A 23,299-nucleotide genomic window follows, 5' to 3' on the forward strand; every position below is an offset into this window, starting at 1 on the left:
AGGGGTGGGCGATGACGCTCCGAAGCGATACCGTCCCTCTCCTCGGGTGAATATTGCCCGCGGAGGGGGACGCCGTATTCGGGTGCGGTCCGGGCCGGTTCATCCCTGCCGTTGTCACGGGAAGGTGGGACCGTGCCCAAGCGGGTTGGACTGGACACTGCACGTCCCGCGCCACCGGTCGCGCTGGACGGTGTCCCACTCACCGAGGGTCCCTCACTCCTGGTAGACCCCAAGGGTGTCGTCATGCGGGCCAACGACGCCGTCGCGGCGCTCGCGAAAGCGCGTTCCGCGGGCGACCTGGTCGGCCGCGCCCTGGGTGAACTCCTCGTCGGCACCGCCCCGGACCTGCGGCTGAGCCAGTCCGACGGCGGTCTGCTGCCGGTCCGCGTGGTGCGCAGCGCCGTGCCGGGCACCGGTCTGCACGCCGTGCTGCTGGTCGACGTCTCCGACCTGGCCAAGGCCGCCGACGAGCTGCGCGACGAGCAGCGGCGGCTGCGCACCGTGCAGCGGGTCGCCCAGATCGGCTCGTGGGAGTACGACCCGACCACCGGCGTCACCGTCTGGTCGGAGTCGCACTACGAGATGCTCGGGCTCAAGCCGGGCGAGGTCACGCCGGGCGCGCAGGCCGTGCTGGACGTCGTGCACCCCGACGACTACGACATGGTCGCGGGCTACTGGGCCAACCGCGAGCTGGACGGCAACCCGATCGACATCGTCTACCGGATCGTCCGGCCCGGCGGCGACCTGCGCTGGATCCGGGGCGTCGCCGAGGCCAAGCTGAGAGCCGACGGCCGGACCCAGTTCATCACCGGCTACATCCGGGACATCACCTCCCAGCTCACCACCGACCGCGCCCTGGAGACCGAGCGGGGCAGGCTGCTGGAGGCGCAGCGCATCGCGCGCATCGGCAGCTGGAGCTACGAGATGCCCACCAAGGCCGTGCACCGCAGCGAGGTGCTGCTGGAGATGTACGCCGACCTGGGCATCGCGCCCGACAGCGACCTGTTCTGCGGGGTGCACCCCGAGGACCGGCCCGAGCTGGAGTCCCTGCGCCGCGAGCTGCTGCACGCCAAGGACGACCAGCCGTTCGAGGCCGAGGTGCGCAGCGAGTTCGGCGACCGCGTCTACATCTGCCGCGCGCGGGCCGAGTTCGAGTCCGGCCGGATCGTCCGCGTGCACGGCACCATCCAGGACGTCACCGAGGCCCGCGCGCTGGAGCGCCAGCTGCGCGACGACCGCCGCCGCCTCGCCGACGCGCAGCGCGCCGCCCAGCTGGGCGTGTGGGAGTGGAACCTCCAGACCGGCGACGTCGTGTGGTCGGACATGCTGGCCGACCTGTTCGGCGTGCCGCGCGACGAGCACACCCGCTATCAGACCTACCTCGACCTCGTGCACCCCGACGACCGCGGCTGGGTGGACGAGCTGTGGCAGCAGCTCGCGACCGACCAGGTGCCGGTGCAGTGCGAGCACCGGATCATGCGCCGCGACGGCAAGGTCCGCGTGTTCCGCAGCCACGGCGTGGTCGTGCAGGGTCCGGACGGCAGGCCGCTGGCCGTGGGCACCGCGCAGGACATCACCGAGCAGCGCGCCGCCGAGACCCGGATGAAGCGCTCCAGCCAGCGCTTCGCCGACCTGGTGCAGCTCACCCCGGTCGGCATCGGCCTGTTCGACGAGGCCGAGCGGCTGGTGGACGCCAACGACGCCCTGTGCGACCTGCTCGGCATCGACCTGGAGCAGCTGCGCGGCATGACCGCGGCGCAGATGACCCACCCCGACGACCAGGAGAACCGGCTGCACTCGGTGAGCCGCATGACCCAGATGGGCGCGGACCGGGTGCACAAGATCCCGCAGCGCATCCTGGTCCGGCCCGACGGTGAGCGGGTCTACTGCGAGCTGCACATCGCGTTGTCCGTGCAGGACGACGGCCGCCGGTTCTGGCTGACGGTCTTCCAGGACATCACCGAGCGCCGCCGCACCGCCGAGGCCCTGCGCCACCAGGCCACGCACGACGAGCTGACCGGTCTGCCGAACCGGGCGCTGGTCAAGGAGATGCTGACGACCCTGCTGGATTCCGAGGACCGCTCGCAGGTCGCGGTGTTGTTCTGCGACATCGACAACTTCAAGCGGGTCAACGACTCCCTGGGCCACGACGCCGGTGACGAGCTGCTCGTGGCGCTGGCGCGGCGGTTGGAAGGCGGCCTTCCCGAGGGCTGCACGGCGGCTCGTTTGTCCGGTGACGAGTACGTGATCATCTGCGAGAACCTGGACAAGGTCGGCGGCGTGGACGCGCTGGCCACCAAGGTCGCCGGGTTGCTGCGCACGGCCGTTCCGGTGCACGGGCAGCTGGTGCGGGTGTCGGCGTCGATAGGCGCCGCTGTCCCCAACGGGTCCCGTGCGACCGGCAACGACTTGCTGCGGTTTGCCGACGCGGCGATGTTCGAGGCCAAGCGGTCCGGTGCGGGTCGGGTGTCGCTGGCGTCGGCGGCGTTGATCGCCTCCGCCGACCGGCAGGTCCACCTGGAGGGCCAGCTGCGGGACGCGTTGGCGCACGACGGTTTGGCACTGCACTTCCAGCCCGTGGTGGGCGTGGACGGGTCGGTGCAGACCGCCGAGGCTCTGGTGCGCTGGCCGCACCCGGATCGCGGGCTGCTGCCGCCGGACATCTTCCTGCCGGTGGCCGAGCAGGGCGACCTGCTGCGCGAGCTGGACCGGTGGGTGCTGCGCACGGCGTTGAAGGAAGCCGCGACCTGGCCCGCGCCCAACGACCAGCCGGTGTCGGTGGCCGTGAACCTGGCCGGGTTGGTGCCAGGTGACCCGGAATTCGTGGACATCGTGGCCAACGCGATCGCCGAGGCCGGCATCCCGTGGGACCGGGTGGTCCTCGAACTGGTCGAGACCGCGCTGGTGGACCTGCCCTCGCGGGTGCGGCAGTCGATGGACGAGCTGGTCGGGCGCGGCATCCGGTTCGCCGTCGACGACTTCGGCACCGGCTACTCGTCGTTGGCCCGGTTGAAGGACCTGCCCGCGCAGATCATCAAGGTGGACCGGCGTTTCGTGTCCGGTGTCGGCAACGACTCGTCGGACTTCGCGGTCGCTCGGGCCGTGGTGGACATGGCGCGGGCGATGGGCCGCAAGTGCGTGGCGGAGGGCGTGGAGACCGCGACCCAGTTCCACGTGCTGCGCGGTGTCGGCGTGGACGCGTACCAGGGCTGGCTGTTCTCCAGGCCCGTGCCGCCCAAGGAATTCCGCGCTGTGCTGGCACTTGGTCCATTGCACATCCCCAGGGCCGGCTGATCCGCAATACTCCCCGGCGGTACCTGAAGGGGAGACTTGTGGAACCGGAACGGATGATCGCCGACCTGGAGGCGCGGGCGACCGACCTGGCGCGCCGGTCGGAGGAGATGCAGCAGCAGATCCAGCAGACGTCGGCGACCCTGCGCTCGCCGGACGGGGCGGTGACCGTGACGGTCGCGCCCAACGGGTCGTTGCAGCACATCGAGTTCTCACCGCGCGTGGGGGACTTCTCGCACGTCCAGCTCGGCCAGGTGGTGATGACGACCGTGCGGCGAGCGCAGGCCCAGGCCGCGTCGCAGGTGGCGGCCATCGTCGAGCCGGAGTTCGGCGGCACGGAGGCGATGGACTTCCTGACCTCGTTCATCCCGCAGGTGGAGGAAGAACCGCCACCGCCCGCGCCGACCGAGGAGGGCAGCGTCCTGCGCGACACCGGCTGGGGCGCTGGGCCGTCATCCGGCTGGGGCACACCACCTCCACGACCGGCCCGTCCTGCGCGGCCTTCGGCACCCGATGACGACGACTTCGGGGGGTCGGTGCTGCGATGAGCGGGTTCAAGGTGCAGGCCACGCAGTTGCGCACGTTCGCCGGTGGGCAGCAGGGGCGGCAGGGGGAGATCGAGGCGGTGGCGAACAGCGTCGCTGCCGTCGACCTGGGCGGTGACACGTTCGGGCAGCTGCTCCAGTTCTTCGCCGGCGATGCTCAGGAGGCAGCGGCGCAGACCGTCGAGGCGATCAAGGCTTTGGCGGCGGCGCACGGCCAGGCTGCCGACGACACGATCCTGACGGCAGTGGACTACGAGAACGTCGAGGACGGCAACCAGCAGACCTTCAGCGGGGGTGCGTGATGGCAGACGGACTTCTGACCGGGTTCGCCACCGGCGACGACGCGGGCTTCTGGGCACCCGACAACTTCGCGGGGGCAGGGCCGGCCGAATCGGTCGTCCAGTTGGCCGACTCCTTGAAGCGCGCCGGTGAGGGCGACTTCGCCGAGATCGGCATGAACTTCGCCGCCGCGGGCCTCGACGTGCTGAGTGCGGCGATCGACCCGCTGGGCACCCTGGCCACGGCGGGCATCGGGTGGCTCATCGAGCACATCAGCTTCCTGCGCGAACCACTGGACTGGCTCGCCGGCAACAGCGACAAGATCAAGGCCGCGGTCGCGACGTGGAACAAGGCCGCCCTGGAGTTGGACCGCATCGCGCAGGACCAGCACAACGCGGTCGAGACGCAGGTCAGCGGCTGGGAGCAGGGCGCGGCCGACAGGTTCCGCGCGAGCCAGGGACGACTCGTCGGCGAGACGCTGGCCATGAGCCGGGCGTGCGTCGGCGTGGCCGAGCAGGTCGCCACGGCGGGCACGATCACGGCCGCCGTGCGAGGCATGATCCGCGACCTGATCGCCATGTTCATCTGGGAGGTCATCCGGAACGCGGTCATCGCGCTGGCGTCGTCGTGGGTGAGCTTCGGCAGTTCGCTGGCGGCGTTCGCAGCGTGGACCGTCGGCCGGGCCGCGGTGCTGCTGGGCAAGATCACCAAGCAGCTCGCGAAGCTGATGCGCCTGGTCATGCGGATCGCCGGCAGGCTGAAGGGCCTGTTCGCGAAGGTCGGCGACATGCTCAAGGGCTTGGCCCGGTTCGGCAAGGGCGGGCGCGGCGCGGGCGGTGTCACGCGGGCGGCCGACGCGCCGGCGGCACCCCGGTTCCAGGGCCTGGACGACGCGGCCAAGCGGATGGAGGACTGGGGCAACTCCCGGCCGTCGCTCGCGGACGCGGGCAACAAGGCCAAGGAGGGGTTCCGGGAGTTCGGCACCGGCTACCGCGACGCCGGCAACACGTGGAACAAGATGACCGAGCGCGCCACGCTGCCGGGCGCCAACCAGTACCAGGGCGCGGCCGACGCCTACGCGCCGTTCAAGCCCATCACCCGCCCCGACGGCACCAGCGTGTCGCCGCACTCCGTGCCCGACGTCATGGGCGGCGGGTTCCAGACCAAGATGGGCGCCGACATCCTGCGCGAGACGTCCAAGCAGGACGAGTTGGAGAGCGAGGGCGTGCCGAAGGAGCAGCGGGGCACCTTCAAGCGGATGACGGGACACCTGGACGGATGAGCCGGAAGGGCTATGTCGCCATCGCTGCCGTCTCGCTGTTCTTGTCGATGGCTTATGCGTTCCTGTACGACTCCACGCTGCCGGCCTGGCTGTTGATCGTCCTGTTCCTGATCGGGTTCTGCGGGGTCCTGTACCCCCTGTTGCGGCTGCGGCCCGTGTCGTTGTTCCTGGCCATCCCCGTCTTGACCGCCGTGTACAGCCTGACCCTCGTCTACGGCCCGCCGGTGTGGTTCTCGCAGTTCGCCGAGGTGCGTGCGGATTGCGACGTGGTCGACTCGAGGCAGGTGAAACGGACGAAGAGCCCGAACTACACGGTCCTGGTCATCGAGTGCGGTGATCGCCGCGTCGATTACAGGCCCACGGAGCAGGCCTGGTGGCACGTCGGCAAGGTGGGCGAGAAGACCTCGATGGCGTTCGACCGGACCGGTCTGATGAAACCAGTGCACCCGTCGACCTTCGCCTCGCCGGGGATCGGGTGGCTGGCGGTGCCGGGCGCGGCGGTGTTGGGACTCGCGTTCATCGGCTTCGTGGCGGTCTGGTCGCGGAAGAAGGCGGCTGCTCAGCCCCACCGAGAGGGCGAGGCGTCCAACCAGGCGGAACTGGAGAAACGATGAGCGGGGACGTGAGGTCGCGCCGGGCGCTGTGGGGATGGCTGCTCGCGCTGTCGCTGGTCTGCCTGCTCCTCGCCGGGTTCCTCTACACGGTGGCGAGCGCGTGGACGCTGCTCTTCATCCCCCTGGGCTTGGGCGGAGTGGTCCTGTTCGCCGTGGCGTCGGCGAAGCTGCGGCCGGGAGCCAAGGCGCTGTTCATCGTCGCGTTGTTCGCAGGGATCCTGGTGATGGGCGCGTCGCTGTTCACCGCCCGCTCGGTCTGGCTCTCGGCCTTCGGCGAGCAGCGGCAGTGCGACCTGGCGGTGCGCGAGTACCAGGAACCGAAGCGCGCCAACCGCACCTTCACCGACTACACCCTCACCTGCGGCGACCTCAAGCCGCAGTGGGACGTGCCGGAGAACCTCGTGGTCAAGGCCGGCCCGCGCACGATGGTGGTCGACCCGACGGGCTTGGTGCAGGCGGCGCCGACCGAGGAGGTCTCCGCCGGGCGCAACTGGGGTTTCGCCGGGGTGGCGTTGGTCGGCTTGGTGTACGTGCTGCTGGTGGTGTTGGTGCCGGTGCGGAGTGAGCGTCAGCCCCACTGAGCCGGAGGTGGTGGGGCGAGGCCGGGTTGGGGTGGGGCGAGGCCGGGTTGGGGTGGGCTGTTGCGGCGGCTTGCTCGGCCTACCGCCGGGAGGGCGGCGATGACGGTGGGGATCAGCCACGCGAAGACGCAGACGGCCGGCACCAGCACCCAGGCGCTCATGCCGAACGACAGGATGCGGATGCACGCGTAGATGTAGTAGATGGTGCACAACGCGCCCAGTGCGACCAAACCCCAGCGGACGCCCGGCACGCGGAACACCTGGACCAGCGCCAGGAGCAGCACCACGGACGCGATGATCATGGAGATGGTGATCGCGAAGTCGAGGTTGCGGGTGACGTGCGGGGAGACCGCGGCGCCCAGGACCGAGCTGTGGATGTGCGGGGACGGCGGTTTGCCCTCCCAGCTCAGGATGGCCGCGATGTAGGTGTAGATCACGATCGGCAGGAAGAGCAGGCCGGCCACGACGGCCGACGCGGTGCCGGGTTTGCGCGGTGGGCCTGGTTGGCCGGGGTACTGCGGCGGCATGCCCGGCATACCAGGTTGGCCCGGCATGCCTGGCATACCCGGCTGGCCCGGGAACGGGCCGGGGCCGGGCTGACCGGGGTAAGGCTGGCCGATCGGGGGTTGGCCGGTGGGAGGTTGGCCGGGGTACTGCTGGGGGTATGCGCCGCCCAGGGGTGGCTGGCCCTGGTACTGCTGGGGTGCGCCGGGGTGTGGCTGTTGTGGCCAGCCTTGGTTCGGGTTCATGTGCCGCCCTCCAGTTCCGCCCCGAAAGTTACCGGCGGCGCGCCGAAACCGAGAGGATTTCGGGTGATCTACCGCGATCAGCCGGTGGCGGACGCGCGGATCAGGGGCAGCAGGGCGGCGATCCGGTGCCTGGGTAGGTCGATCAGGCGTTCCTCCAGGTCGGCCTCCAGCCCCGGCTGGGCCGCGATGAGGTCGCGAGCCTCGCGCTTGGTGATGCGCAGCACGGTCGTCAGGGCCTCGCGCCACACGTTGCCCAGCTTGCCGTGCGCCCGCATCAGCACCTCCCGCACGGCGAGCCCACCCGCGTCCAACGTGCCCGCCAGGACCTGGTCCGCCACGACCACGCAGTGCTTGCCGTCCGGAGTGGACCGCAGGAAGCGCAGGGCGAACCTGGTGTCCACCAACGACGTCAGCTCCGCCTGACCCGCCGCGGACGACACGTTCGGGTGGTTGTTGGCCACCAGGGCGGCCATGCGGCCCGGTGAGCACGCCAGCAACGTCCGCAGCAGCCACGGACCTGGGTCGGCGGTGAGGTCGACGGCCAGGGACGCCGCGCCCTTCCCGACCGGCTCGGCCCACCCGGGCTGCCTGGGGCGGGGCGGGGGCGACGACTCCGGTCGGGGCGCGAGGTCCACCAGGGCCGCCAACGCCTCCGCGCTCGGTCCGGACGCCTCCACCGACTGGGGGCCGTGCGTGTAGATGCCGACCCGGCCCGGTGACACCGAGCGGCGGGCGGTCGGGCGGCACACGTACAGGTCGGCCGCGCTGCCGATGGCCTGGGCGCCGTCGAAGCGGTGGAACGCGGGCAGGATCGCCTCGAACACCAGCCCGAGCTTCTGCAACTCCTGCTGCACCTTCAACCCCAGCACCGGCGTCCGCTCGCTGAACCCGTACGCCAGCAGCACCCGCCCCGAGCCGGGGTCGGCCAGGCACTCCACCGCGCGACCGGCGAACAGCGCCATCCCCTCCGGCGTGTACGGCGGGTCGCTGAACACCAGGTCCGCCGACCCCTCCACGGTCGGCGGCAGCCCGAACCGGAAGTCCGCGTGCAGGGTCCGGACGCGACCGCCCGAGCGCCGCTCGACGTACTCCAGCAGCCGGTCGTCCACGTCCACGACGGTCACCTCGACGTCCGGGTCGACCGACGTCACCGCGAGCGAGGTCAGGTCGTGGTCGCCCAGGCACACCAGGGTCCGGCCGGCCAGGTCGTACTGCGAGTCCAGCCACAGCGCGCGCTTCAGCGCCGTCTCCGCGGTGGCCTGCACGTGGTCCAGCGCGGACAGCGGCGGCGGCACGTCGGCGATGTCGGCCAGCAGGGACCGCAGGTGTGCGGTGTTGCGCGACACCAGGGCGTCCACGGGGTCGCCGGGGTCCGCGTCGGCCATCAGGTCCGCGTACTCGGCCACCCGGGACGGCGTGATGCGCATCCGGTCGCCGTTGGTCTCCAGGTCCGCGTCGAGCGCTTTCAGCAACTCCTGCACGGTCCGGCGGGGCACTGCGGGCACCCGAACCAAATCGGCGAGGGTGTGCCAGTCGTCACCCAGCAGGGACAGCACGCGGCGCAGCTTGCGGGAATGCACGCCGCGGGCGTCGAGCAGAGCACGGACCAGTTCGGTTGCCACAACCGGAGCAGCCTACCGACCGGATGGTGAAACGCCGTGCCGCGGTCCGTCGAACGGGCTAGGGTTTGATGTCCGGTGGCCGAGACGCGGCCCCGCGGACCGGCAGCCACGGGGAGGACACCGGTGTGATCGAGTTCCGCGACGTGACCAAGCGGTTCGACGACGGGACCATCGCGGTGAACGGCCTGTCCCTCGTGGTCGAGGCCGGGACGATCACGGTGTTCGTCGGCCCGTCCGGCTGTGGCAAGACCACCTCGCTGCGCATGGTCAACCGCATGATCGACCCCACGTCCGGCACCGTCCTGGTGGACGGTAAGGACGTGCTGGCCGTGGACCCGCCGACGCTGCGGCGCGGCATCGGGTACGTCATCCAGCAGGCGGGCCTGTTCCCGCACCGCACGGTCCTGGACAACGTGGCCACCGTGCCGCTGCTGTCGGGCTGGTCCAAGGCGAAGGCCCGCTCGCGCGCGGCCGAGCTGCTGGAACTGGTGGGCCTGCCCGTCGAACTGGGCAAGCGCTACCCCGTGCAGCTCTCCGGCGGCCAGCAGCAGCGCGTCGGCGTGGCGCGGGCGCTGGCGGCGGACCCGCCCGTGCTGCTGATGGACGAGCCGTTCAGCGCTGTGGACCCCGTGGTGCGCGAGGGGTTGCAGGACGAGCTGCTGCGGTTGCAGGCCGAACTGGACAAGACGATCGTGTTCGTCACCCACGACATCGACGAGGCCGTGCGCATCGGCGAGAAGGTGGCGGTGTTCCGCGAGGGCGGCATCCTGGCGCAGTACGCGCCGCCCGCCGAGCTGCTCGCCCGCCCGGCCGACGACTTCGTGGCCTCCTTCGTGGGCAAGGACCGCGGCTACCGCAGCCTGTCCTTTGTGGACCCTTCCGGCGTGGAGGTGGGCACCGTGAAGACGGTGTCCGAACCGACCGCGGCCGGCGAGTGGCAGCTGGTCGTGGACCCCGACGGGCACCCGCAGGGCTGGGTCGCGCCGGACGGGGACGTGCTGCCCGGCGGCTCGCTCTACGCGGTCGGCACGCCGATCCGGGGCGCGCTGGACGCCGCGCTGTCCTCGCCGTCCGGCCTGGGCGTGGCGGTGGACGAGCACGGCCGGTACGCCGGAGTGGTCACCGCGCGGCAGGTGCTGGACGTGATCGAGAGCCGGCGCCGTGGGTGAGCTGGCCCAGTACCTCGGCGACGCGGGCACCCGCGCCGCGCTGCTGTCGATGCTGCTCGACCACGTCGTGCTCTCGTTGCTGCCGCTGGTGTTCGCGATCGTGCTGGCCGTGGTGCTGGGGCTGGTGTGCCACCGGTACCGGCGGGTCAACGGGTTCCTGGTCGGACTGTCCAACGTGGTGTACACGATCCCGTCGCTGGCGCTGTTCGCGATCATCCCGGCGGTGATCGGCACGCAGGTGCTGGACCCGGCCAACGTCGTGATCGCGCTCACCGTCTACACCACCGCACTGCTGGTGCGGCCCGTCGTGGACGCTCTGGACGCCGTGCCCGCGCACGTGACCGCCGCCGCCACCGCGATGGGTTTCCGGCCGTGGCGGCGGTTCCTGACCGTCGAGCTGCCGCTGTCCGTGCCGGTGCTCGCGGCGGGCGTGCGGGTCGGGTCGGTGAGCAACATCAGCCTGGTCAGCGTCGGCGCCCTGATCGGCACCGGCGGCCTGGGCACGCTGTTCACCGACGGGTTCCGGCAGCGTTATCTGGCGCCGATCGTCGTCGGGATCGTGCTGACCCTGGTGCTCGCGCTGGTGGTCGACCTGCTGCTGGTGGCGCTGCGCAACGCGCTCACCCCGTGGGCGAGGGCGGGGCGCGCATGATCTTCCTCGACGCGTTCGCGTGGCTGTTCGACCCGGTGAACTGGACGGGGACCAAGTCGATCCCGGTGCGCGTCGGCGTGCACCTGCTGTACTGCCTGGGCGCGGTGCTGGGCGCGAGCGCCATCGCCGTGCCGCTGGGGTTGTACGTCGGGCACACCGGGCGCGGCGGGCTGCTGCTGGTCGGCGGCAGCAACGCGCTGCGCGCGCTGCCCACGCTGGGCCTGGTGACGTTCCTGTACCTGGTCGCCGGCGGCGGGCAGGTCGGTGTGCTGATCGGCTTGATCGTGCTGGCCGTGCCGCCGATCCTCGCCGGCACGTACGCGGGCATCCAGGACGTGGACCGCGGCGTCGTGGACGCCGCCCGCGGCATGGGCATGACCGGCGCGCAACGCCTGTGGCGCGTGGAACTGCCCAACGCGCTGCCGCTGCTGGTCGGCGGCGTGCGCAACGCGACCTTGCAGGTCGTCGCGACGGCGTCGGTCGCCGCGTACGTGGGCATCGAGACGTTGGGCCGTCCGCTGCTGGACGGTCTGCGGGTCTTGGACTACGGGCAGTTCGTCGGCGGCGCGGTGCTCATCGCGCTGCTCGCGGTGCTGCTGGACGTGCTCCTGGCACTCGCGGGAAAGCTCGTCGTACCAAGGGGTTTGCGGCTGTCGGCACGCCCGAGGCGCCGCGTCAAGCAGGTCGAAGTGGGAGGAAGCACGGCATGAAGCGCACGTTGGCCGTCATCGTCGCGGCGGCTTTCGCCGTTTCCGCGTGTGGGTCGAAGGACGACCTGAGCGGAGCGAACCAGCCGTCCACCGCGGGCGAGGTCGTGGTCGGCTCCGCCGACTTCACCGAGAACAAGATCCTGGCCGAGATCTACGCCGGCGCCCTGAAGTCCACCGGCGCGAAGGTGACGGTCAAGTCCGGCATCGGCGCCCGCGAGCTGGTCGTGAAGGCGTTGCAGGACAAGTCGCTCGGCGTGGTCCCGGAGTACACCGGCAACCTGCTGAACTACTTCGACAAGTCCAACACCAAGACGGCGTCGGAAGAGGTCTACACGGCCCTCAAGTCGGCGGCCCCGTCGGGCCTGGAGGTCTTGGAGAAGTCGGCCGCGGAGGACAAGGACGTCCTGGTGGTCACCAAGGCCACCGCGGCGTCGGGCGTGAAGTCCATCGCGGACCTGGGCGAGGGCAAGTACGTCCTGGGCGCCGCCGGCGAGTGGGCGCAGCGCTGGCAGACCAAGATCAAGGACCTGTACGGCGTCACGTTCAAGGAGATCAAGACGACGGACGCCGGCGGTCCGGTGACGGTGGACGCGCTGAAGAACGGCACGGCCCAGGTGGCGAACCTGTACACGACGTCGGCGGACATCAAGGCCAACGACTTCGTGGAACTGGACGACCCGAAGAGCATGTACCCGGCGCAGAACATCGTGCCGTTGCTGCGCTCGGACGCGGTGGATGCGAAGGGTAAGGAAGCGCTGAACAAGGTGTCGAAGGCGCTGACCACGGAGAACCTGGCTGAGTTGGTGAAGAAGGTCGACATCGACAAGCAGACGATTGCCAATGTGGCTGCGGAGTTTTTGAAGACCGTGCAGCTGTAGGGTTTTGTCGGGAGAAGGCCGCCGGGCACGCGTCCGGCGGCCTTTTGCTTGCGCCGCTCAGCGGCGGTTTGCTCGACGCCGCGCAGCGGCGCTTTCGCCGCGCTCCGCGCGGCGGTGGTGTTAACCACAAGGGAGGGGCCTCGTGTTCCCCACCGTATGGCCCGCCCGAAGGGCTACCACAGATTTCCCCGGTGCAGCCGAAATTTTTGTGAGGAACGAGCAAAAAATTTAGCGGCACCCGGGAAATCTGTGGTTGGCTTTGCCGGGTCATGCGGTGGGGAACACGACGCTCCTCCCGACCCCCATCGGTGGTTCGCCCGCCGGCAGGCGCTTTTGATCTTTCGAGCGCTCCGCGCGTTCTCAAGCGCGAAGCGCGTTCGAGCTTGCGAGCGCGGAGCGCGTCCTGTTCGGACCCGCGAAGCGTGGGCTTGAGAGCGAAGCGTTGATTCTAAAGCTTGGGTTCAAGTGGTCGGAGCGACACATGAGATGATCTTGTCGACGGAAAGAGGTCGATCGCTTCATGTCGTTGTCTCCGCTGGCCCTGACCGAACGGGAAACCATCTCCCGAGAGCTCGCGCAGGGCAGGACCCACCGGTCGATCGGCCGGCTTCTCGGACGGCACCACACCGTGGTCTCCAACGAGATCGCCCGCAACGGCGGCGCGCAGGCCTACCGGGCGGTCGCCGCACACGACCGCGCCCTCGCCCAGCGCGCCCGACCCAAGCCGCGGAAACTCGTCGCCGACCGACGGCTGCGGGACTTCGTCCGCGACGGCCTGCGCGCCCGCTGGTCGCCCCGCCAGATCAGTGCCAGGCTCGCGAAACTCCATCCCGACGACCCGGGCATGCGCGTGTCACACGAGACGATCTACCAGACCCTGTACCTCCAGGCCCGCGGCGAACTCCGCCTCGAACTCGCACTCGCCCTGCGCACCGGCCGGACCAGGCGCATCAGCCCCCGCCGCACCGACAACCGCGGCCGTATCCCCGGCATGGTCTCCATCAGCGACCGCCCGAAAGAGGCCGACGACCGCGCCGTCCCCGGCTTCTGGGAAGGCGACCTCATCCTCGGCAAAGCCCACAAATCCCAGATCGCCACCCTGGTCGAACGCACCACCCGCTTCGTCATGCTCGTCCACATCCCCTACGACCGGCGCGCCGAACGCGTCGCCCACCTGCTCGCCCGCGCGATGGAGACCCTGCCCGAGTTCCTGCGCAACAGCGTCACCTGGGACCAGGGCAAAGAAATGTCGGCCCACGCCGCCTTCACCGTCCGCACCGGCATGCCCGTCTACTTCTGCGACCCCCACTCACCCTGGCAACGCGGCAGCAACGAGAACACCAACGGCCTCCTCCGCCAATACTTCCCCAAAGGCACCGACCTGTCCGTCCACACCCAGGCCGACCTCGACACCGTCGCCCACGAACTCAACAACCGCCCACGACAAACCCTCGACTGGGACACCCCCGCCGAAAAACTCAACGAACTCCTGCTCAAGCACGGTGTCGCTCCCACCACTTGAACCCAAGAAAGATTAAAAGAGCCTCGCCGGCGGGCAGGCCGCCAAGGATGACGGAAAAGAAAGGGCGGGAGCTTCTTCCGTCATCCCCGTATGGCCTGGCGGAGCCAACCACAGACTTCCCCGGGTGCCGCTAAAACTTTTTGCTCGTTCCTCGCAAAAACTTTCGGCTGCACCCGGGGAAATCTGTGGTAGCCCTTCGGGCAGGCCATACGGGGATGACGGAAGAAGCCCAGGTAGGAGGTTTGCTGCGCTAGCTACTTCGGGCGCCCTGCGGGCGCGAAGAGCGGTTGCGGTGGGGGCGGGTGGGGTGGAAGGGCTTTGGGTGGACTGGTTAGGAGTGGTGGCCGCCGATTCGGGTGGTTAGGGCGTTGGCGGTGTGGCGGACTTCTGTTGCCAGGTCTGGCCAGGTTTCGCCGCACTCGGTGTCGCATACGTGTCGGAAGGTCACCGTGATGGCTGCGATTGGGCGTTCCCCGTGGTCGAAGACCGGGGCTGCTACCGAGGCGAAGCCTGCTGTCACGTAGCCGTCTTCCACTGCCCAGCCGCGGCGGCGTTCGGTGGTGAGGAGTCTGCGGAGGGTGGGCAGGTTGTGGGGGCCTCGGCCGGTTCGGTCCACGAAGGTTGTCGTGCCTGGGAACAAGGCCCTGACCTGGGCGTCTGGTAGGTGCGCGAGCATGGCTCTGCCTGACGCCGTCAGGTGGGAAGGTAGGCGGACGCCTACGTCCGAGACGATCGTGGAGGGGCGGCGGGGTTGTTCGCGGAGTAGGTAGAGGGACTCGGCTCCGTGCAGGACGCCCAGGTGGGCGGTTCGGTCGACTGTGTCGACCAGGCGTCTGAGGAGGGGTCTGGCCAGGCGTTCCAGGGGGTCGTGGCGTAGGTAGGCCGAGCCCAGTTCGAAAGCCGCGACGCCTAGGCCGTACCTCCGCTCCTCGGGGAAGTGGGTGGCGAAGCCGGCTTCGGCCAGTTCCGAGAGCAGGTGGTACGTGGTGGACCTGGGGAGGGAGAGTTCTCGGGCCACGGCTGCTGCCGACAGGGGTCCGGGGCGGCTGGCCAGGAGGCGTAGGACGGCCAGGCCGCGGCGCAACGCCGGTACGTCGCTGCTGGTGCCCACGGAACCCATTCTCAACAAACCGGGCTCAGCGCGCATTGGAGGGGTATGACGACCAGCTTCGAGGAGTTCGTGACCGCCCAGGTCACCCCGATGCTGCGCTACGCCACCGTGCTGACCGGCGACCCGCACCTCGCCCAGGACGTGGTGCAGGAGTGCCTCCTGCGCGCGCAGCAGCGGTGGAAGCGCATCGGCGGGCTCGACGCGCCGGCGGCGTACCTGAAGCGGATGGTCACCAACGAGTTCCTCTCGTGGCGCCGCCGCCTCAAACCGCACGTGCCGCTGTCCGACGTCGATCCCGGTGTGGACGACCCGACCGACCTCTACGACGTGCGTGACGCGATGTTGCACGCCATCGGCAAGTTGCCGCGCAAGCAGCGTGCGGCGGTCGTGTTGCGCTACTACGAGGGCTACGACGACCGCGAGATCGCGACCACCCTCGGCTGTTCCCAGACCACTGTCCGCAGTCACATCTCCCGTGCGCTGTCCGCCCTGCGCACGGTCGACCGGGTGAAGGAGGCACTGTGACCGACACGGAGAGCCTGATCCGCGACGCGCTGCTGCGCCAGGCCGAGCGCACGCCGCCGCCGGGGAGCGTGCTCGCCGCGCTGCACCGGCCGCGCCGCAGCCGCAAGCCGTTGTTCCTCGCGTTGGCCACGGCCGCGACCGCGGCGGCGGTGACCGTCGCCGTGACCGCGATCCCGAACCCGGCGGCGGAGAACGCCTCGCCCGGTGCGGCGCAGTCCGAGGTGCCGACTGAGAAGCCGGCCACCACGAGTGCGCCCGCCGGGCCCGTCGGGCAGACGGTGTCGCTCGAGTACGCCGCCTCCTGGGTGCCCGAGGGCCTGTTCGAGACCAGCCGCTCGTTCTCGGAGGGCCGCATCCAGCGGATCTGGGCCAAGAACCACGGCATGACCGGCGGGTCGGTGGTGTTCGAGGTCTCGCCGCCGGGCGAGAAGCTGCCCGAAGGGGAGAGCACCACCTTCAACGGCGGACCCGCCGTGCGCACCGAGGAGAGCCTGCACTGGCAGCTCGCCGGTCGCACGCTGTCGGTGCGCGTCCAGGGGCTGGGAGACCCGGAGGCCGTGGCGCGGCGCTTCGCCGAGTCGGTCCGGCCGGACCCGGCCCGCTACACGGCGCCGCTGCGCGTGGAGGGCATGACCACGCTGAACTACCTGGTGAAGGCGGCCGACGACTGGTCGATCGGCACGGTCCTGGACCCGGGCGGGCGGAAGTACTCCGTCATGCTCGCGACCAAGAAGGTCACCCCCCTGTGGCCGGTCACCACGACCACCCCGGTCAAGGCGCTGGGCCACGACGCGGTCTACGAGGACGGCCGGTACAGCTCGCTCACGGTGACGCTGGCCCCGGACCGGCTGCTGTCGATCGGCACCCTGAAGGACGACCACGTGCCGGCCGAGGAACTGGCCGCGGTGCTCCAACAGGTGATCTTCGAGCAGGACCCGGACATGTCCTGGGTCGGCCGCTGACCCACCCCGTCTGGGATACCAGACACCATCGGCCCGCTCCGGCTCGTGCGGAGCGGGCCGTCGCGTTGTGATGGTGCACATGCAGCAACCGGTGCACCTGGGTCCGAAGCCCCTGACCCGCGAGGACGTCCACGCCGTCGCCCGCGGCGACGCGCCCGTGGCGCTCACGGACGCGGCCCGCGAGGCGGTCACCACCGCGCGGGCGCACATCGAGCGCCTGGCGACGGCCGAGAAGCCCACCTACGGCGTCTCGACCGGCTTCGGCGCGCTGGCGGTGCGGCACATCCCGCCGGACCGCCGCGCCGCCCTCCAGCAGTCCCTGGTCCGCTCGCACGCCGCGGGCGCCGGGCCGGAGGTGGAGCGCGAGGTCGTCCGCGCGCTCGTCCTGCTCCGCCTGAAAACCCTGGCCAGCGGCCACACCGGCGTCCGGCTGGAGACGGCCGAGGCGATGGCCGCCATGCTCAACGCGGGCATCACGCCGGTGGTCCACGAGTTCGGCTCGCTGGGCTGCTCGGGCGACCTGGCCCCGCTGTCCGCCGCCGCGCTCGCGCTGACCGGCGAGGGGTACGTGCGGGACGCGTCCGGCGAGCTGGTGACTGCGGGGGACGCGTTGAAGGCCGCCGGCATCACCCCGGTGAAGCTGGCCGAGAAGGAAGGGTTGGCGCTGATCAACGGCACCGACGGCATGCTGGGCATGCTGGTGCTGGCGATCAAGGACCTGCACCACCTGCTCGACGTGGCCGACCTGACCGCCGCGATGAGCGTCGAGGCCCTGCTGGGCACCGACCGCGTGTTCGCCGCCGACCTGCACGCCCTGCGCCCGCACCCCGGCCAGGGGCGCAGCGCGCAGCGGATGGCCGAGATCCTGGCGGGCTCGGAGATCATGGAGAGCCACCGCGGCCCGGACTGCACCCGAGTCCAGGACGCCTACTCGCTGCGCTGCTCGCCCCAGGTGCACGGCGCTGCGCGGGACACCGTGGCCTACGCCGAGACCGTCGCCGACCGCGAGCTGGCCTCCTCCATCGACAACCCGGTGGTGCTGCCGGACGGCCGCGTGGAGTCCAACGGCAACTTCCACGGCGCCCCTATCGCCTACGTGCTGGACTTCCTGGCCATCCCGGTCGCGGACGTGGCCAGCATCGCCGAGCGCCGCACCGACCGGATGCTGGACGTGAACCGCTCGCACGGCCTGCCGCCGTTCCTGGCGGACGACCCGGGCGTGGACTCGGGCCACATGATCGCCCAGTACACGCAGGCCGCGATCGTGTCCGAGCTCAAGCGGCTGGCCGTGCCCGCGTCCGTGGACTCGATCCCGAGCAGCGCGATGCAGGAGGACCACGTCTCGATGGGCTGGTCCGCCGCGCGCAAGCTGCGCAAGGCCGTGGACGGGCTGCGGACCGTGCTGGCCGTCGAACTGCTGACCGCCGGCCGCGCGCTGGACCTGCGCGCACCCCTCAAGCCGGCGCCGGCGACCGCCGCGGCCGTGGCCAAGCTCCGCGAGCACGTCCCGGGTCCCGGCCCGGACCGCCACCTGGCCCCCGAGATCGCCGCCGCCGAAGACCTGATCCGAAGTGGAGCCCTGTAGATGGTGCAAGCCGACCGTGGCACGCAGCTGACCGCCCAGAACTGGCAGACCGAGGCGGCGCTGCGGATGTTCCACAACAACCTGGACCCGGCCGTGGCCGAGCGCCCCGAGGACCTGGTGGTCTACGGCGGCACCGGCAAGGCCGCCCGCGACTGGCCGAGCTTCCACGCCATCAGCCGCGAGCTCGCCGCGCTCAAGGCGGACGAGACGCTGCTGGTGCAGTCCGGCCGCCCGGTGGGCGTGATGCGGACCCACGAGTGGGCGCCGCGCGTGCTGATCGCCAACTCGAACCTGGTGCCGGACTGGGCGAACTGGCCCGAGTTCCGCCGCCTGGAGGCCGAGGGCCTGACCATGTACGGCCAGATGACGGCCGGGTCGTGGATCTACATCGGCACCCAGGGCATCCTCCAGGGCACCTACGAGACCTTCGCGGCCGTGGCGCGCAAGCGGTTCGGCGGCACCCTTCGCGGAACGCTCACCGTCACCGCGGGCCTGGGCGGCATGGGCGGCGCGCAGCCGCTGGCCGTCACCATGAACGAGGGTGTCGCGCTGTGCATCGAGGTCGACCGGCAGCGTGCCGAGCGCCGCGTGGAGACCCGCTACCTGGACGAGATCGCGGACGACATCGACGACGCCATCGCCCGCTGCCTCAAGGCGAAGGCCGACGGCCGCGCGCTGTCGGTGGGCCTGATCGGCAACGCCGCCGAGGTGCTGCCCGAGCTGCTGCGCCGCGAGGTGCCGGTGGACGTCGTCACCGACCAGACCTCCGCGCACGACCCGCTGGCGTACCTGCCCAAGGGCGTGTCGGTGGAGGACTGGCACGACTACGCCGCGAAGAAGCCGGACGAGTTCACCGACCGGTCCCGCGAGTCGATGGCCGACCACGTCGAGGCGATGGTGGGCTTCCAGGACCGGGGCGCCGAGGTGTTCGACTACGGCAACTCCATCCGGGGCGAGGCCAAGCTGGGCGGCTACGAGCGGGCGTTCGACTTCCCCGGCTTCGTCCCCGCCTACATCCGGCCGCTGTTCTGCGAGGGCAAGGGTCCCTTCCGCTGGGCGGCGCTGTCCGGCGACCCGGCCGACATCGCCAAGACCGACGCGGCGATCCTGGAGCTGTTCCCCGAGAACGAGCAGCTCGCGCGGTGGATCAAGATGGCCGGCGAGCGGGTCGAGTTCCAGGGCCTGCCGGCGCGGATCTGCTGGCTGGGCTACGGCGAGCGGCACCTGGCGGGCCTGAAGTTCAACGAGATGGTGGCCTCGGGCGAGCTGTCCGCGCCGATCGTGATCGGCCGCGACCACCTCGACTGCGGGTCGGTGGCCTCGCCGTACCGGGAGACCGAGGCGATGGCCGACGGCTCCGACGCCATCGCGGACTGGCCGCTGCTCAACGCCCTGGTCAACACCGCCTCCGGCGCGACCTGGGTGTCCATCCACCACGGCGGCGGCGTCGGCATCGGCCGGTCGATCCACGCGGGCCAGGTGACGGTGGCGGACGGGACCGAGTTGGCGGCGCGGAAGATCGAGCGCGTGCTGACCAACGACCCGGGCATGGGCGTGATCCGGCACGTGGACGCGGGCTACCCGGAGGCTTCCGAGGTGGCGTCGGCGAAGGGCGTGCACATCCCGATGGCGCACCATGACTGACCTCGCGGACATCGCCGACGTCGGCCGGGACGCGCGGCGGGGCGGCTACTCGCGGCACGGGTTCGACCGGGTCGAGCTGGAGTTGCGGCAGTGGTTCACCGAGGAGGCCGGGCGGCGCGGGCTGGACGTCGTGCCCGACCGCAACGGCAACCTGTGGGCGTGGTGGGGCACGCCGGGTCCGGGCGCGGTCGTGACCGGCAGCCACCTGGACTCCGTGCCCGGCGGCGGCGCGTTCGACGGGCCGTTGGGCGTGGTGTCGGCGTTGCAGGCCGTGGACGTGCTGCGCGCTCGCGGGTTCCGGCCGTCGAAGCCGATCGCGGTCGTCGTGTTCGTCGAGGAGGAGGGCGGGCGCTTCGGCGTGGCCTGCCTCGGGTCGCGACTGATGACCGGCGCGATCTCGGCGGAGGCGGCTTGTCGGTTGACCGACCCGGACGGGGTGTCCTTCGGCGAGGCCGCGCACCAGGCCGGGTTCGACCCGTTGCGGATGGGACGGGACGACCTGGCGCTGCGCAACATCGGCCAGTTCGTGGAGCTGCACGTCGAGCAGGGGCGCGGGCTGGAGGTGCCGGTCGGGGTGGCGTCCTCGATCCTGGCGCACGGGCGGTGGCGGTTCACGTTCACCGGCGAGGGCAACCACGCCGGGGCGACCCTCATCGAGGACCGGCGTGACCCGATGCTCCCGGCGTCGCAGCTGGTGCTGGCGGCGCGGCGGGCGGCGACCGCCGGGGCGCGGGCGACCGTGGGCCGGGTCGTGCCCAATCCCGGCGGCACCAACGTGATCGCGTCCTCGGTGGACGTGTGGCTGGACGCCCGCGCCGCCGACGACGCCCGCACGCGCGAGGTCGTGGAGGCGATCACGGAAGCTGCTTCCGTTGCTGCGCGGGAGGAAGGCTGCGAGGTGCGGGTCACCGAGGAGTCGTACGGCGACACCGTGCACTTCGATGCCGCGCTGAGGGACGAGATTTCCGGTGTGCTGGGCGGGGTTCCGGCGCTGCCGACCGGGGCCGGTCACGACGCGGGCATCCTCGCCGGGCACGTCCCGACCGCGATGCTGTTCGTGCGCAACCCGACCGGCGTGAGCCACGCGCCGGCCGAGCACGCCGAACCCGACGACTGCGCGGCCGGCGTCGTCGCGCTGGCCTCGACGCTGGAGCACCTGGCGCGATGAAGAGCTTCTGGTGCGAGCGGGCGTGGCTGCCCGACGGGGTCGCGTCCCGCGTGCTGGTCCGGGCGGACCGGGGGCGGATCGTGTCCGTGTCCACTGTGGACACGATCCCGCTGGGCTGCGAACGCTTGTACGGCATGGTGTTCCCCGGGTTCGCCAACGCCCACTCGCACGCGTTCCACCGCGGTCTGCGCGGCCGGACGCACGGCGACGGCGGCACGTTCTGGACGTGGCGCGACCGCATGTACGAGCTGGCCTCGTCGTTGACGCCGGACTCGTACCTGCGGCTCGCACGGGCGGTGTACGCGGAGATGGCGGTGGCCGGCGTAACGGCGGTGGGGGAGTTCCACTACCTGCACGACGGCGGCAACGAGATGGGCGAGGCGCTGCGGCAGGCCGCCCTCGACGCCGGCATCCGCATCACCCTGTTGGACGCTTGCTACCTCGCCGGTGGCATTGGACAGCCCGTGTCCGGTGTGCAGGAGCGGTTCTCCGACGGCACTGGCGAGAAATGGGCCGCCAGGGTGTCCGACCTGCGCGAAGACGACAACACCCGGATCGGTGCGGCGATCCACTCCGTGCGCGCTGTGCCACGTGAAACGTTGTCGCTGGTAGCGGGCGCGTTCCCCGATCGGCCGCTGCACGTCCACCTGTCGGAGCAACCGGCGGAGAACGAGGCGTGCCTGGAGGCCTACGGGCTGACGCCCACGCGGCTGCTGGCCGAGGCGGGCGCGCTGTCGCCCCGGCTGACGGCCGTCCACGCCACCCATCTGTCCACTTCGGACATCGACCTGCTGGGGTCGAACGGCGTGGGCGCGTGCTTCTGCCCGACGACGGAAGCCGACCTCGCCGACGGCATCGGCCCGGCCCGTGAGCTCAAGGACGCCGGCAGCCCGCTGTCGCTGGGCAGCGACCAGCACGCGGTCGTCGACCCGCTGCTGGAGGCTCGCGGGCTGGAGCACGGCGAACGCCTGCGCACCGGGCAGCGCGGCCGGTTCGCGCCCGCGGAGCTGGTGGCGGCGCTGACCAACCACGCCGCGCTCGGCTGGGACGCCGGCCGCATCGAGGTCGGCGCGCCCGCGGACCTGGTCGCGGTGCGGCTGGACTCGGCCCGCACGGCGGGCTGCGCGGACGAGCAGGTCGTGCTGGCCGCCACCGCGTCCGACGTGTCGGTCGTGGTGTCCGGTGGCAGGGTGGTGGCTCGGAACGGGGTGCACGAGACCCTCGGCGACGTGGGCAGGCTGTTGACGGAGGCGCTGTGAGCACGCTCATCACCGGCATCGGCGAGCTGACCACCAACGACCCGGACCTGGGCCGGCTCACCGACGCCGCCTTGGTCCTGGCCGATGGCGTGGTCGCCTGGGTGGGGTCGGCGGCTTCGGCCCCGGCCGCCGACACGCGCGTGGACGTCGAGGGCCGGGCCGTGCTGCCGGGGTGGGTGGACAGCCACACGCACCTGGTGTTCGCCGGTGACCGCACCGCCGAGTTCGAGGCGCGGATGGCCGGAAAGCCTTACACCGCAGGCGGTATCGCGACGACCGTGAACGCCACCCGGGCGGCGTCGGACGACGAGCTGTCGGCGGTCATCCGGCGGCACGTGGCCGAGGCGGTCGCGCAGGGCACCACGTACGTGGAGACCAAGACCGGGTACGGCCTGACGGTGGCGGACGAGGTGCGGTCCGCGCGCATCGCGGGCGAGCACGCCGACGAGGTCACGTTCCTGGGCGCGCACCTGGTGCCGCCGGGTGCCGACCCGGATTCCTACGTGGCCCTGGTCGCCGGCGAGATGCTGGAGGCCGCCGCGCCTTTCGTGCGGTGGGCGGACGTGTTCTGCGAGCGCGGTGCGTTCGACGAAGACCAGTCCCGCACGGTCCTGAAGGCCGCCGCCGCTCGTGGTCTGGGCCTGCGCGTGCACGGCAACCAGCTCGGCGAGGGGCCGGGCGTGCGGCTGGCGGTGGAATTGGGCGCGGCCAGCGTCGACCACTGCACTTATCTGTCCACTTCGGACATCGACGCGTTGGCGGGCTCGAACACCATCGCGACCTTGCTGCCGGCGTGCGACCTGTCCACCCGCCAGTCCCTGCCGCCGGCCCGTGAGCTGCTGGACGCCGGGGCGACCGTGGCGCTGGCGAGCAACTGCAACCCGGGCAGCTCTTACACGACGTCGATGGCGTACTGCGTGACCACCGCCGTGCTCCAGATGCACATGTCGGTGGAGGAAGCCGTGTACGCGGCCACCCGTGCAGGCGCCCTGGCGTTGGACCGTTCCGACCTCGGGCACCTGGCGGTGGGCGCGCGGGCGGACGTCCACGTGCTCGACGCGCCCAGCGCGACCCACCTGGCCTACCGCCCCGGCGTGCCGTTGACGCACGCAGTGTGGCGGAAGGGAGAACGCGTCCGGTAGGCCCGACCC

At 71.1% G+C, this 23,299-nt stretch carries 21 protein-coding genes; 18 read left to right on the forward strand and 3 right to left on the reverse strand.

Features of this window, described 5'->3' with window-relative positions; translation table 11 throughout:
- The first annotated feature begins 132 nt into the window (after window positions 1–132).
- From WBN91_RS08505 to WBN91_RS08530, 6 genes are read left to right on the forward strand one after another with little or no spacing between them, the layout of a single operon-like run.
- The gene (locus WBN91_RS08505; protein ID WP_337726387.1) at window positions 133–3,294 is read left to right on the forward strand and encodes a sensor domain-containing protein; all 3,162 of its coding nucleotides are present in this window, start codon (window positions 133–135) and stop codon (window positions 3,292–3,294) included.
- A gap of 38 nt (window positions 3,295–3,332) precedes the next feature.
- On the forward strand, window positions 3,333–3,839 hold the full coding sequence (locus WBN91_RS08510) for a YbaB/EbfC family nucleoid-associated protein (protein ID WP_337726388.1): 507 nt from the start codon (window positions 3,333–3,335) through the stop codon (window positions 3,837–3,839).
- A complete protein-coding gene (locus tag WBN91_RS08515; protein ID WP_337726389.1) occupies window positions 3,836–4,138 on the forward strand; it encodes a type VII secretion target in 303 nt (100 codons plus the stop codon). The genes WBN91_RS08510 and WBN91_RS08515 overlap by 4 nt, the downstream gene beginning before the upstream one ends.
- Window positions 4,138–5,397 (forward strand): WXG100 family type VII secretion target, encoded by a 1,260-nt coding sequence (locus WBN91_RS08520; protein WP_337726390.1) that lies wholly within the window; start codon window positions 4,138–4,140, stop codon window positions 5,395–5,397. Before WBN91_RS08515 ends, WBN91_RS08520 begins: the two co-directional genes overlap by 1 nt.
- Complete coding sequence (locus WBN91_RS08525; RefSeq protein ID WP_337726391.1) at window positions 5,394–6,011, forward strand: hypothetical protein; 618 nt, start codon at window positions 5,394–5,396, stop codon at window positions 6,009–6,011. The genes WBN91_RS08520 and WBN91_RS08525 overlap by 4 nt, the downstream gene beginning before the upstream one ends.
- Window positions 6,008–6,592 (forward strand): hypothetical protein, encoded by a 585-nt coding sequence (locus WBN91_RS08530; protein ID WP_337726392.1) that lies wholly within the window; start codon window positions 6,008–6,010, stop codon window positions 6,590–6,592. Before WBN91_RS08525 ends, WBN91_RS08530 begins: the two co-directional genes overlap by 4 nt.
- Here the strand turns inward: WBN91_RS08530 and WBN91_RS08535 are convergent.
- Entirely contained in the window at window positions 6,580–7,119 is a 540-nt protein-coding gene (locus tag WBN91_RS08535; protein WP_337726393.1) for a hypothetical protein, read from the reverse strand. The two genes, WBN91_RS08530 and WBN91_RS08535, sit on opposite strands and share 13 nt — an antisense overlap.
- Before the next feature lie 299 nt (window positions 7,120–7,418).
- The gene (locus WBN91_RS08540; RefSeq protein ID WP_337726394.1) at window positions 7,419–8,963 is read right to left on the reverse strand and encodes a bis-aminopropyl spermidine synthase family protein; all 1,545 of its coding nucleotides are present in this window, start codon (window positions 8,961–8,963) and stop codon (window positions 7,419–7,421) included.
- Window positions 8,964–9,031: 68 nt separating this feature from the next.
- Between WBN91_RS08540 and WBN91_RS08545 the strand changes: the two genes are divergently transcribed.
- The 5 genes from WBN91_RS08545 (at window position 9,032) to WBN91_RS08565 (ending at window position 13,894) form a co-directional block, all read left to right on the forward strand.
- Window positions 9,032–10,132, forward strand: coding sequence for an ABC transporter ATP-binding protein (locus tag WBN91_RS08545; RefSeq protein WP_443217680.1), 1,101 nt, complete (start codon window positions 9,032–9,034; stop codon window positions 10,130–10,132).
- 49 nt (window positions 10,133–10,181) lie between these two features.
- Window positions 10,182–10,784: an ABC transporter permease gene (locus tag WBN91_RS08550; protein WP_443217682.1), complete on the forward strand. Its 603-nt coding sequence runs from the start codon at window positions 10,182–10,184 to the stop codon at window positions 10,782–10,784.
- On the forward strand, window positions 10,781–11,494 hold the full coding sequence (locus WBN91_RS08555) for an ABC transporter permease (RefSeq protein ID WP_337726397.1): 714 nt from the start codon (window positions 10,781–10,783) through the stop codon (window positions 11,492–11,494). The genes WBN91_RS08550 and WBN91_RS08555 overlap by 4 nt, the downstream gene beginning before the upstream one ends.
- Window positions 11,491–12,372: an ABC transporter substrate-binding protein gene (locus WBN91_RS08560; RefSeq protein WP_337726398.1), complete on the forward strand. Its 882-nt coding sequence runs from the start codon at window positions 11,491–11,493 to the stop codon at window positions 12,370–12,372. Before WBN91_RS08555 ends, WBN91_RS08560 begins: the two co-directional genes overlap by 4 nt.
- 520 nt (window positions 12,373–12,892) lie before the next feature.
- Window positions 12,893–13,894 carry an IS30 family transposase gene (locus WBN91_RS08565; RefSeq protein ID WP_337726400.1) on the forward strand — a complete coding sequence of 334 codons (1,002 nt, stop codon included), beginning with the start codon at window positions 12,893–12,895 and terminating at the stop codon, window positions 13,892–13,894.
- A gap of 331 nt (window positions 13,895–14,225) precedes the next feature.
- Here the strand turns inward: WBN91_RS08565 and WBN91_RS08570 are convergent, their stop codons facing one another.
- Complete coding sequence (locus tag WBN91_RS08570; RefSeq protein ID WP_337726401.1) at window positions 14,226–15,005, reverse strand: IclR family transcriptional regulator; 780 nt, start codon at window positions 15,003–15,005, stop codon at window positions 14,226–14,228.
- A gap of 45 nt (window positions 15,006–15,050) precedes the next feature.
- Here WBN91_RS08570 and WBN91_RS08575 point away from each other — a divergent pair, with 45 nt between their 5' ends.
- The 7 genes from WBN91_RS08575 (at window position 15,051) to hutI (ending at window position 23,290) form a co-directional block, all read left to right on the forward strand.
- On the forward strand, window positions 15,051–15,530 hold the full coding sequence (locus WBN91_RS08575; RefSeq protein WP_337726402.1) for a SigE family RNA polymerase sigma factor: 480 nt from the start codon (window positions 15,051–15,053) through the stop codon (window positions 15,528–15,530).
- Window positions 15,527–16,492 (forward strand): hypothetical protein, encoded by a 966-nt coding sequence (locus WBN91_RS08580; protein WP_337726403.1) that lies wholly within the window; start codon window positions 15,527–15,529, stop codon window positions 16,490–16,492. Before WBN91_RS08575 ends, WBN91_RS08580 begins: the two co-directional genes overlap by 4 nt.
- A gap of 79 nt (window positions 16,493–16,571) precedes the next feature.
- Window positions 16,572–18,077 carry a histidine ammonia-lyase gene (gene hutH / locus WBN91_RS08585; protein ID WP_337726404.1) on the forward strand — a complete coding sequence of 502 codons (1,506 nt, stop codon included), beginning with the start codon at window positions 16,572–16,574 and terminating at the stop codon, window positions 18,075–18,077.
- A complete protein-coding gene (gene hutU / locus WBN91_RS08590; RefSeq protein ID WP_337726405.1) occupies window positions 18,078–19,721 on the forward strand; it encodes a urocanate hydratase in 1,644 nt (547 codons plus the stop codon).
- Window positions 19,714–20,889, forward strand: coding sequence for an allantoate amidohydrolase (locus tag WBN91_RS08595; RefSeq protein WP_337726406.1), 1,176 nt, complete (start codon window positions 19,714–19,716; stop codon window positions 20,887–20,889). The genes hutU and WBN91_RS08595 overlap by 8 nt, the downstream gene beginning before the upstream one ends.
- On the forward strand, window positions 20,886–22,148 hold the full coding sequence (locus WBN91_RS08600) for a formimidoylglutamate deiminase (protein WP_337726407.1): 1,263 nt from the start codon (window positions 20,886–20,888) through the stop codon (window positions 22,146–22,148). Before WBN91_RS08595 ends, WBN91_RS08600 begins: the two co-directional genes overlap by 4 nt.
- Window positions 22,145–23,290 (forward strand): imidazolonepropionase, encoded by a 1,146-nt coding sequence (gene hutI, locus WBN91_RS08605; RefSeq protein ID WP_337726408.1) that lies wholly within the window; start codon window positions 22,145–22,147, stop codon window positions 23,288–23,290. Before WBN91_RS08600 ends, hutI begins: the two co-directional genes overlap by 4 nt.
- Window positions 23,291–23,299 lie beyond the last annotated feature (9 nt).

The organism is Saccharothrix sp. CCNWYY140 (assembly GCF_037401995.1).
Lineage (GTDB): Bacteria > Actinomycetota > Actinomycetes > Mycobacteriales > Pseudonocardiaceae > Actinosynnema.

Excerpts from the sequence above, each read along its gene's own strand:
- WBN91_RS08520 (WP_337726390.1), top strand. The coding sequence starts at position 4,138 with ATGGCAGACGGACTTCTGACCGGGTTCGCCACCGGCGACGACGCGGGC.
- WBN91_RS08530 (WP_337726392.1), top strand. The coding sequence starts at position 6,008 with ATGAGCGGGGACGTGAGGTCGCGCCGGGCGCTGTGGGGATGGCTGCTC.
- WBN91_RS08555 (WP_337726397.1), top strand. The coding sequence starts at position 10,781 with ATGATCTTCCTCGACGCGTTCGCGTGGCTGTTCGACCCGGTGAACTGG.
- WBN91_RS08515 (WP_337726389.1), top strand. The coding sequence starts at position 3,836 with ATGAGCGGGTTCAAGGTGCAGGCCACGCAGTTGCGCACGTTCGCCGGT.
- WBN91_RS08545 (WP_443217680.1), top strand. The coding sequence starts at position 9,032 with ATGTCCGGTGGCCGAGACGCGGCCCCGCGGACCGGCAGCCACGGGGAG.
- WBN91_RS08535 (WP_337726393.1), bottom strand. The coding sequence starts at position 7,119 with ATGCCGCCGCAGTACCCCGGCCAACCAGGCCCACCGCGCAAACCCGGC.
- WBN91_RS08575 (WP_337726402.1), top strand. The coding sequence starts at position 15,051 with ATGACGACCAGCTTCGAGGAGTTCGTGACCGCCCAGGTCACCCCGATG.
- WBN91_RS08550 (WP_443217682.1), top strand. The coding sequence starts at position 10,182 with ATGCTGCTCGACCACGTCGTGCTCTCGTTGCTGCCGCTGGTGTTCGCG.
- WBN91_RS08595 (WP_337726406.1), top strand. The coding sequence starts at position 19,714 with ATGACTGACCTCGCGGACATCGCCGACGTCGGCCGGGACGCGCGGCGG.
- hutU (WP_337726405.1), top strand. The coding sequence starts at position 18,078 with ATGGTGCAAGCCGACCGTGGCACGCAGCTGACCGCCCAGAACTGGCAG.
- WBN91_RS08565 (WP_337726400.1), top strand. The coding sequence starts at position 12,893 with ATGTCGTTGTCTCCGCTGGCCCTGACCGAACGGGAAACCATCTCCCGA.
- WBN91_RS08600 (WP_337726407.1), top strand. The coding sequence starts at position 20,886 with ATGAAGAGCTTCTGGTGCGAGCGGGCGTGGCTGCCCGACGGGGTCGCG.
- hutH (WP_337726404.1), top strand. The coding sequence starts at position 16,572 with ATGCAGCAACCGGTGCACCTGGGTCCGAAGCCCCTGACCCGCGAGGAC.
- WBN91_RS08560 (WP_337726398.1), top strand. The coding sequence starts at position 11,491 with ATGAAGCGCACGTTGGCCGTCATCGTCGCGGCGGCTTTCGCCGTTTCC.
- WBN91_RS08525 (WP_337726391.1), top strand. The coding sequence starts at position 5,394 with ATGAGCCGGAAGGGCTATGTCGCCATCGCTGCCGTCTCGCTGTTCTTG.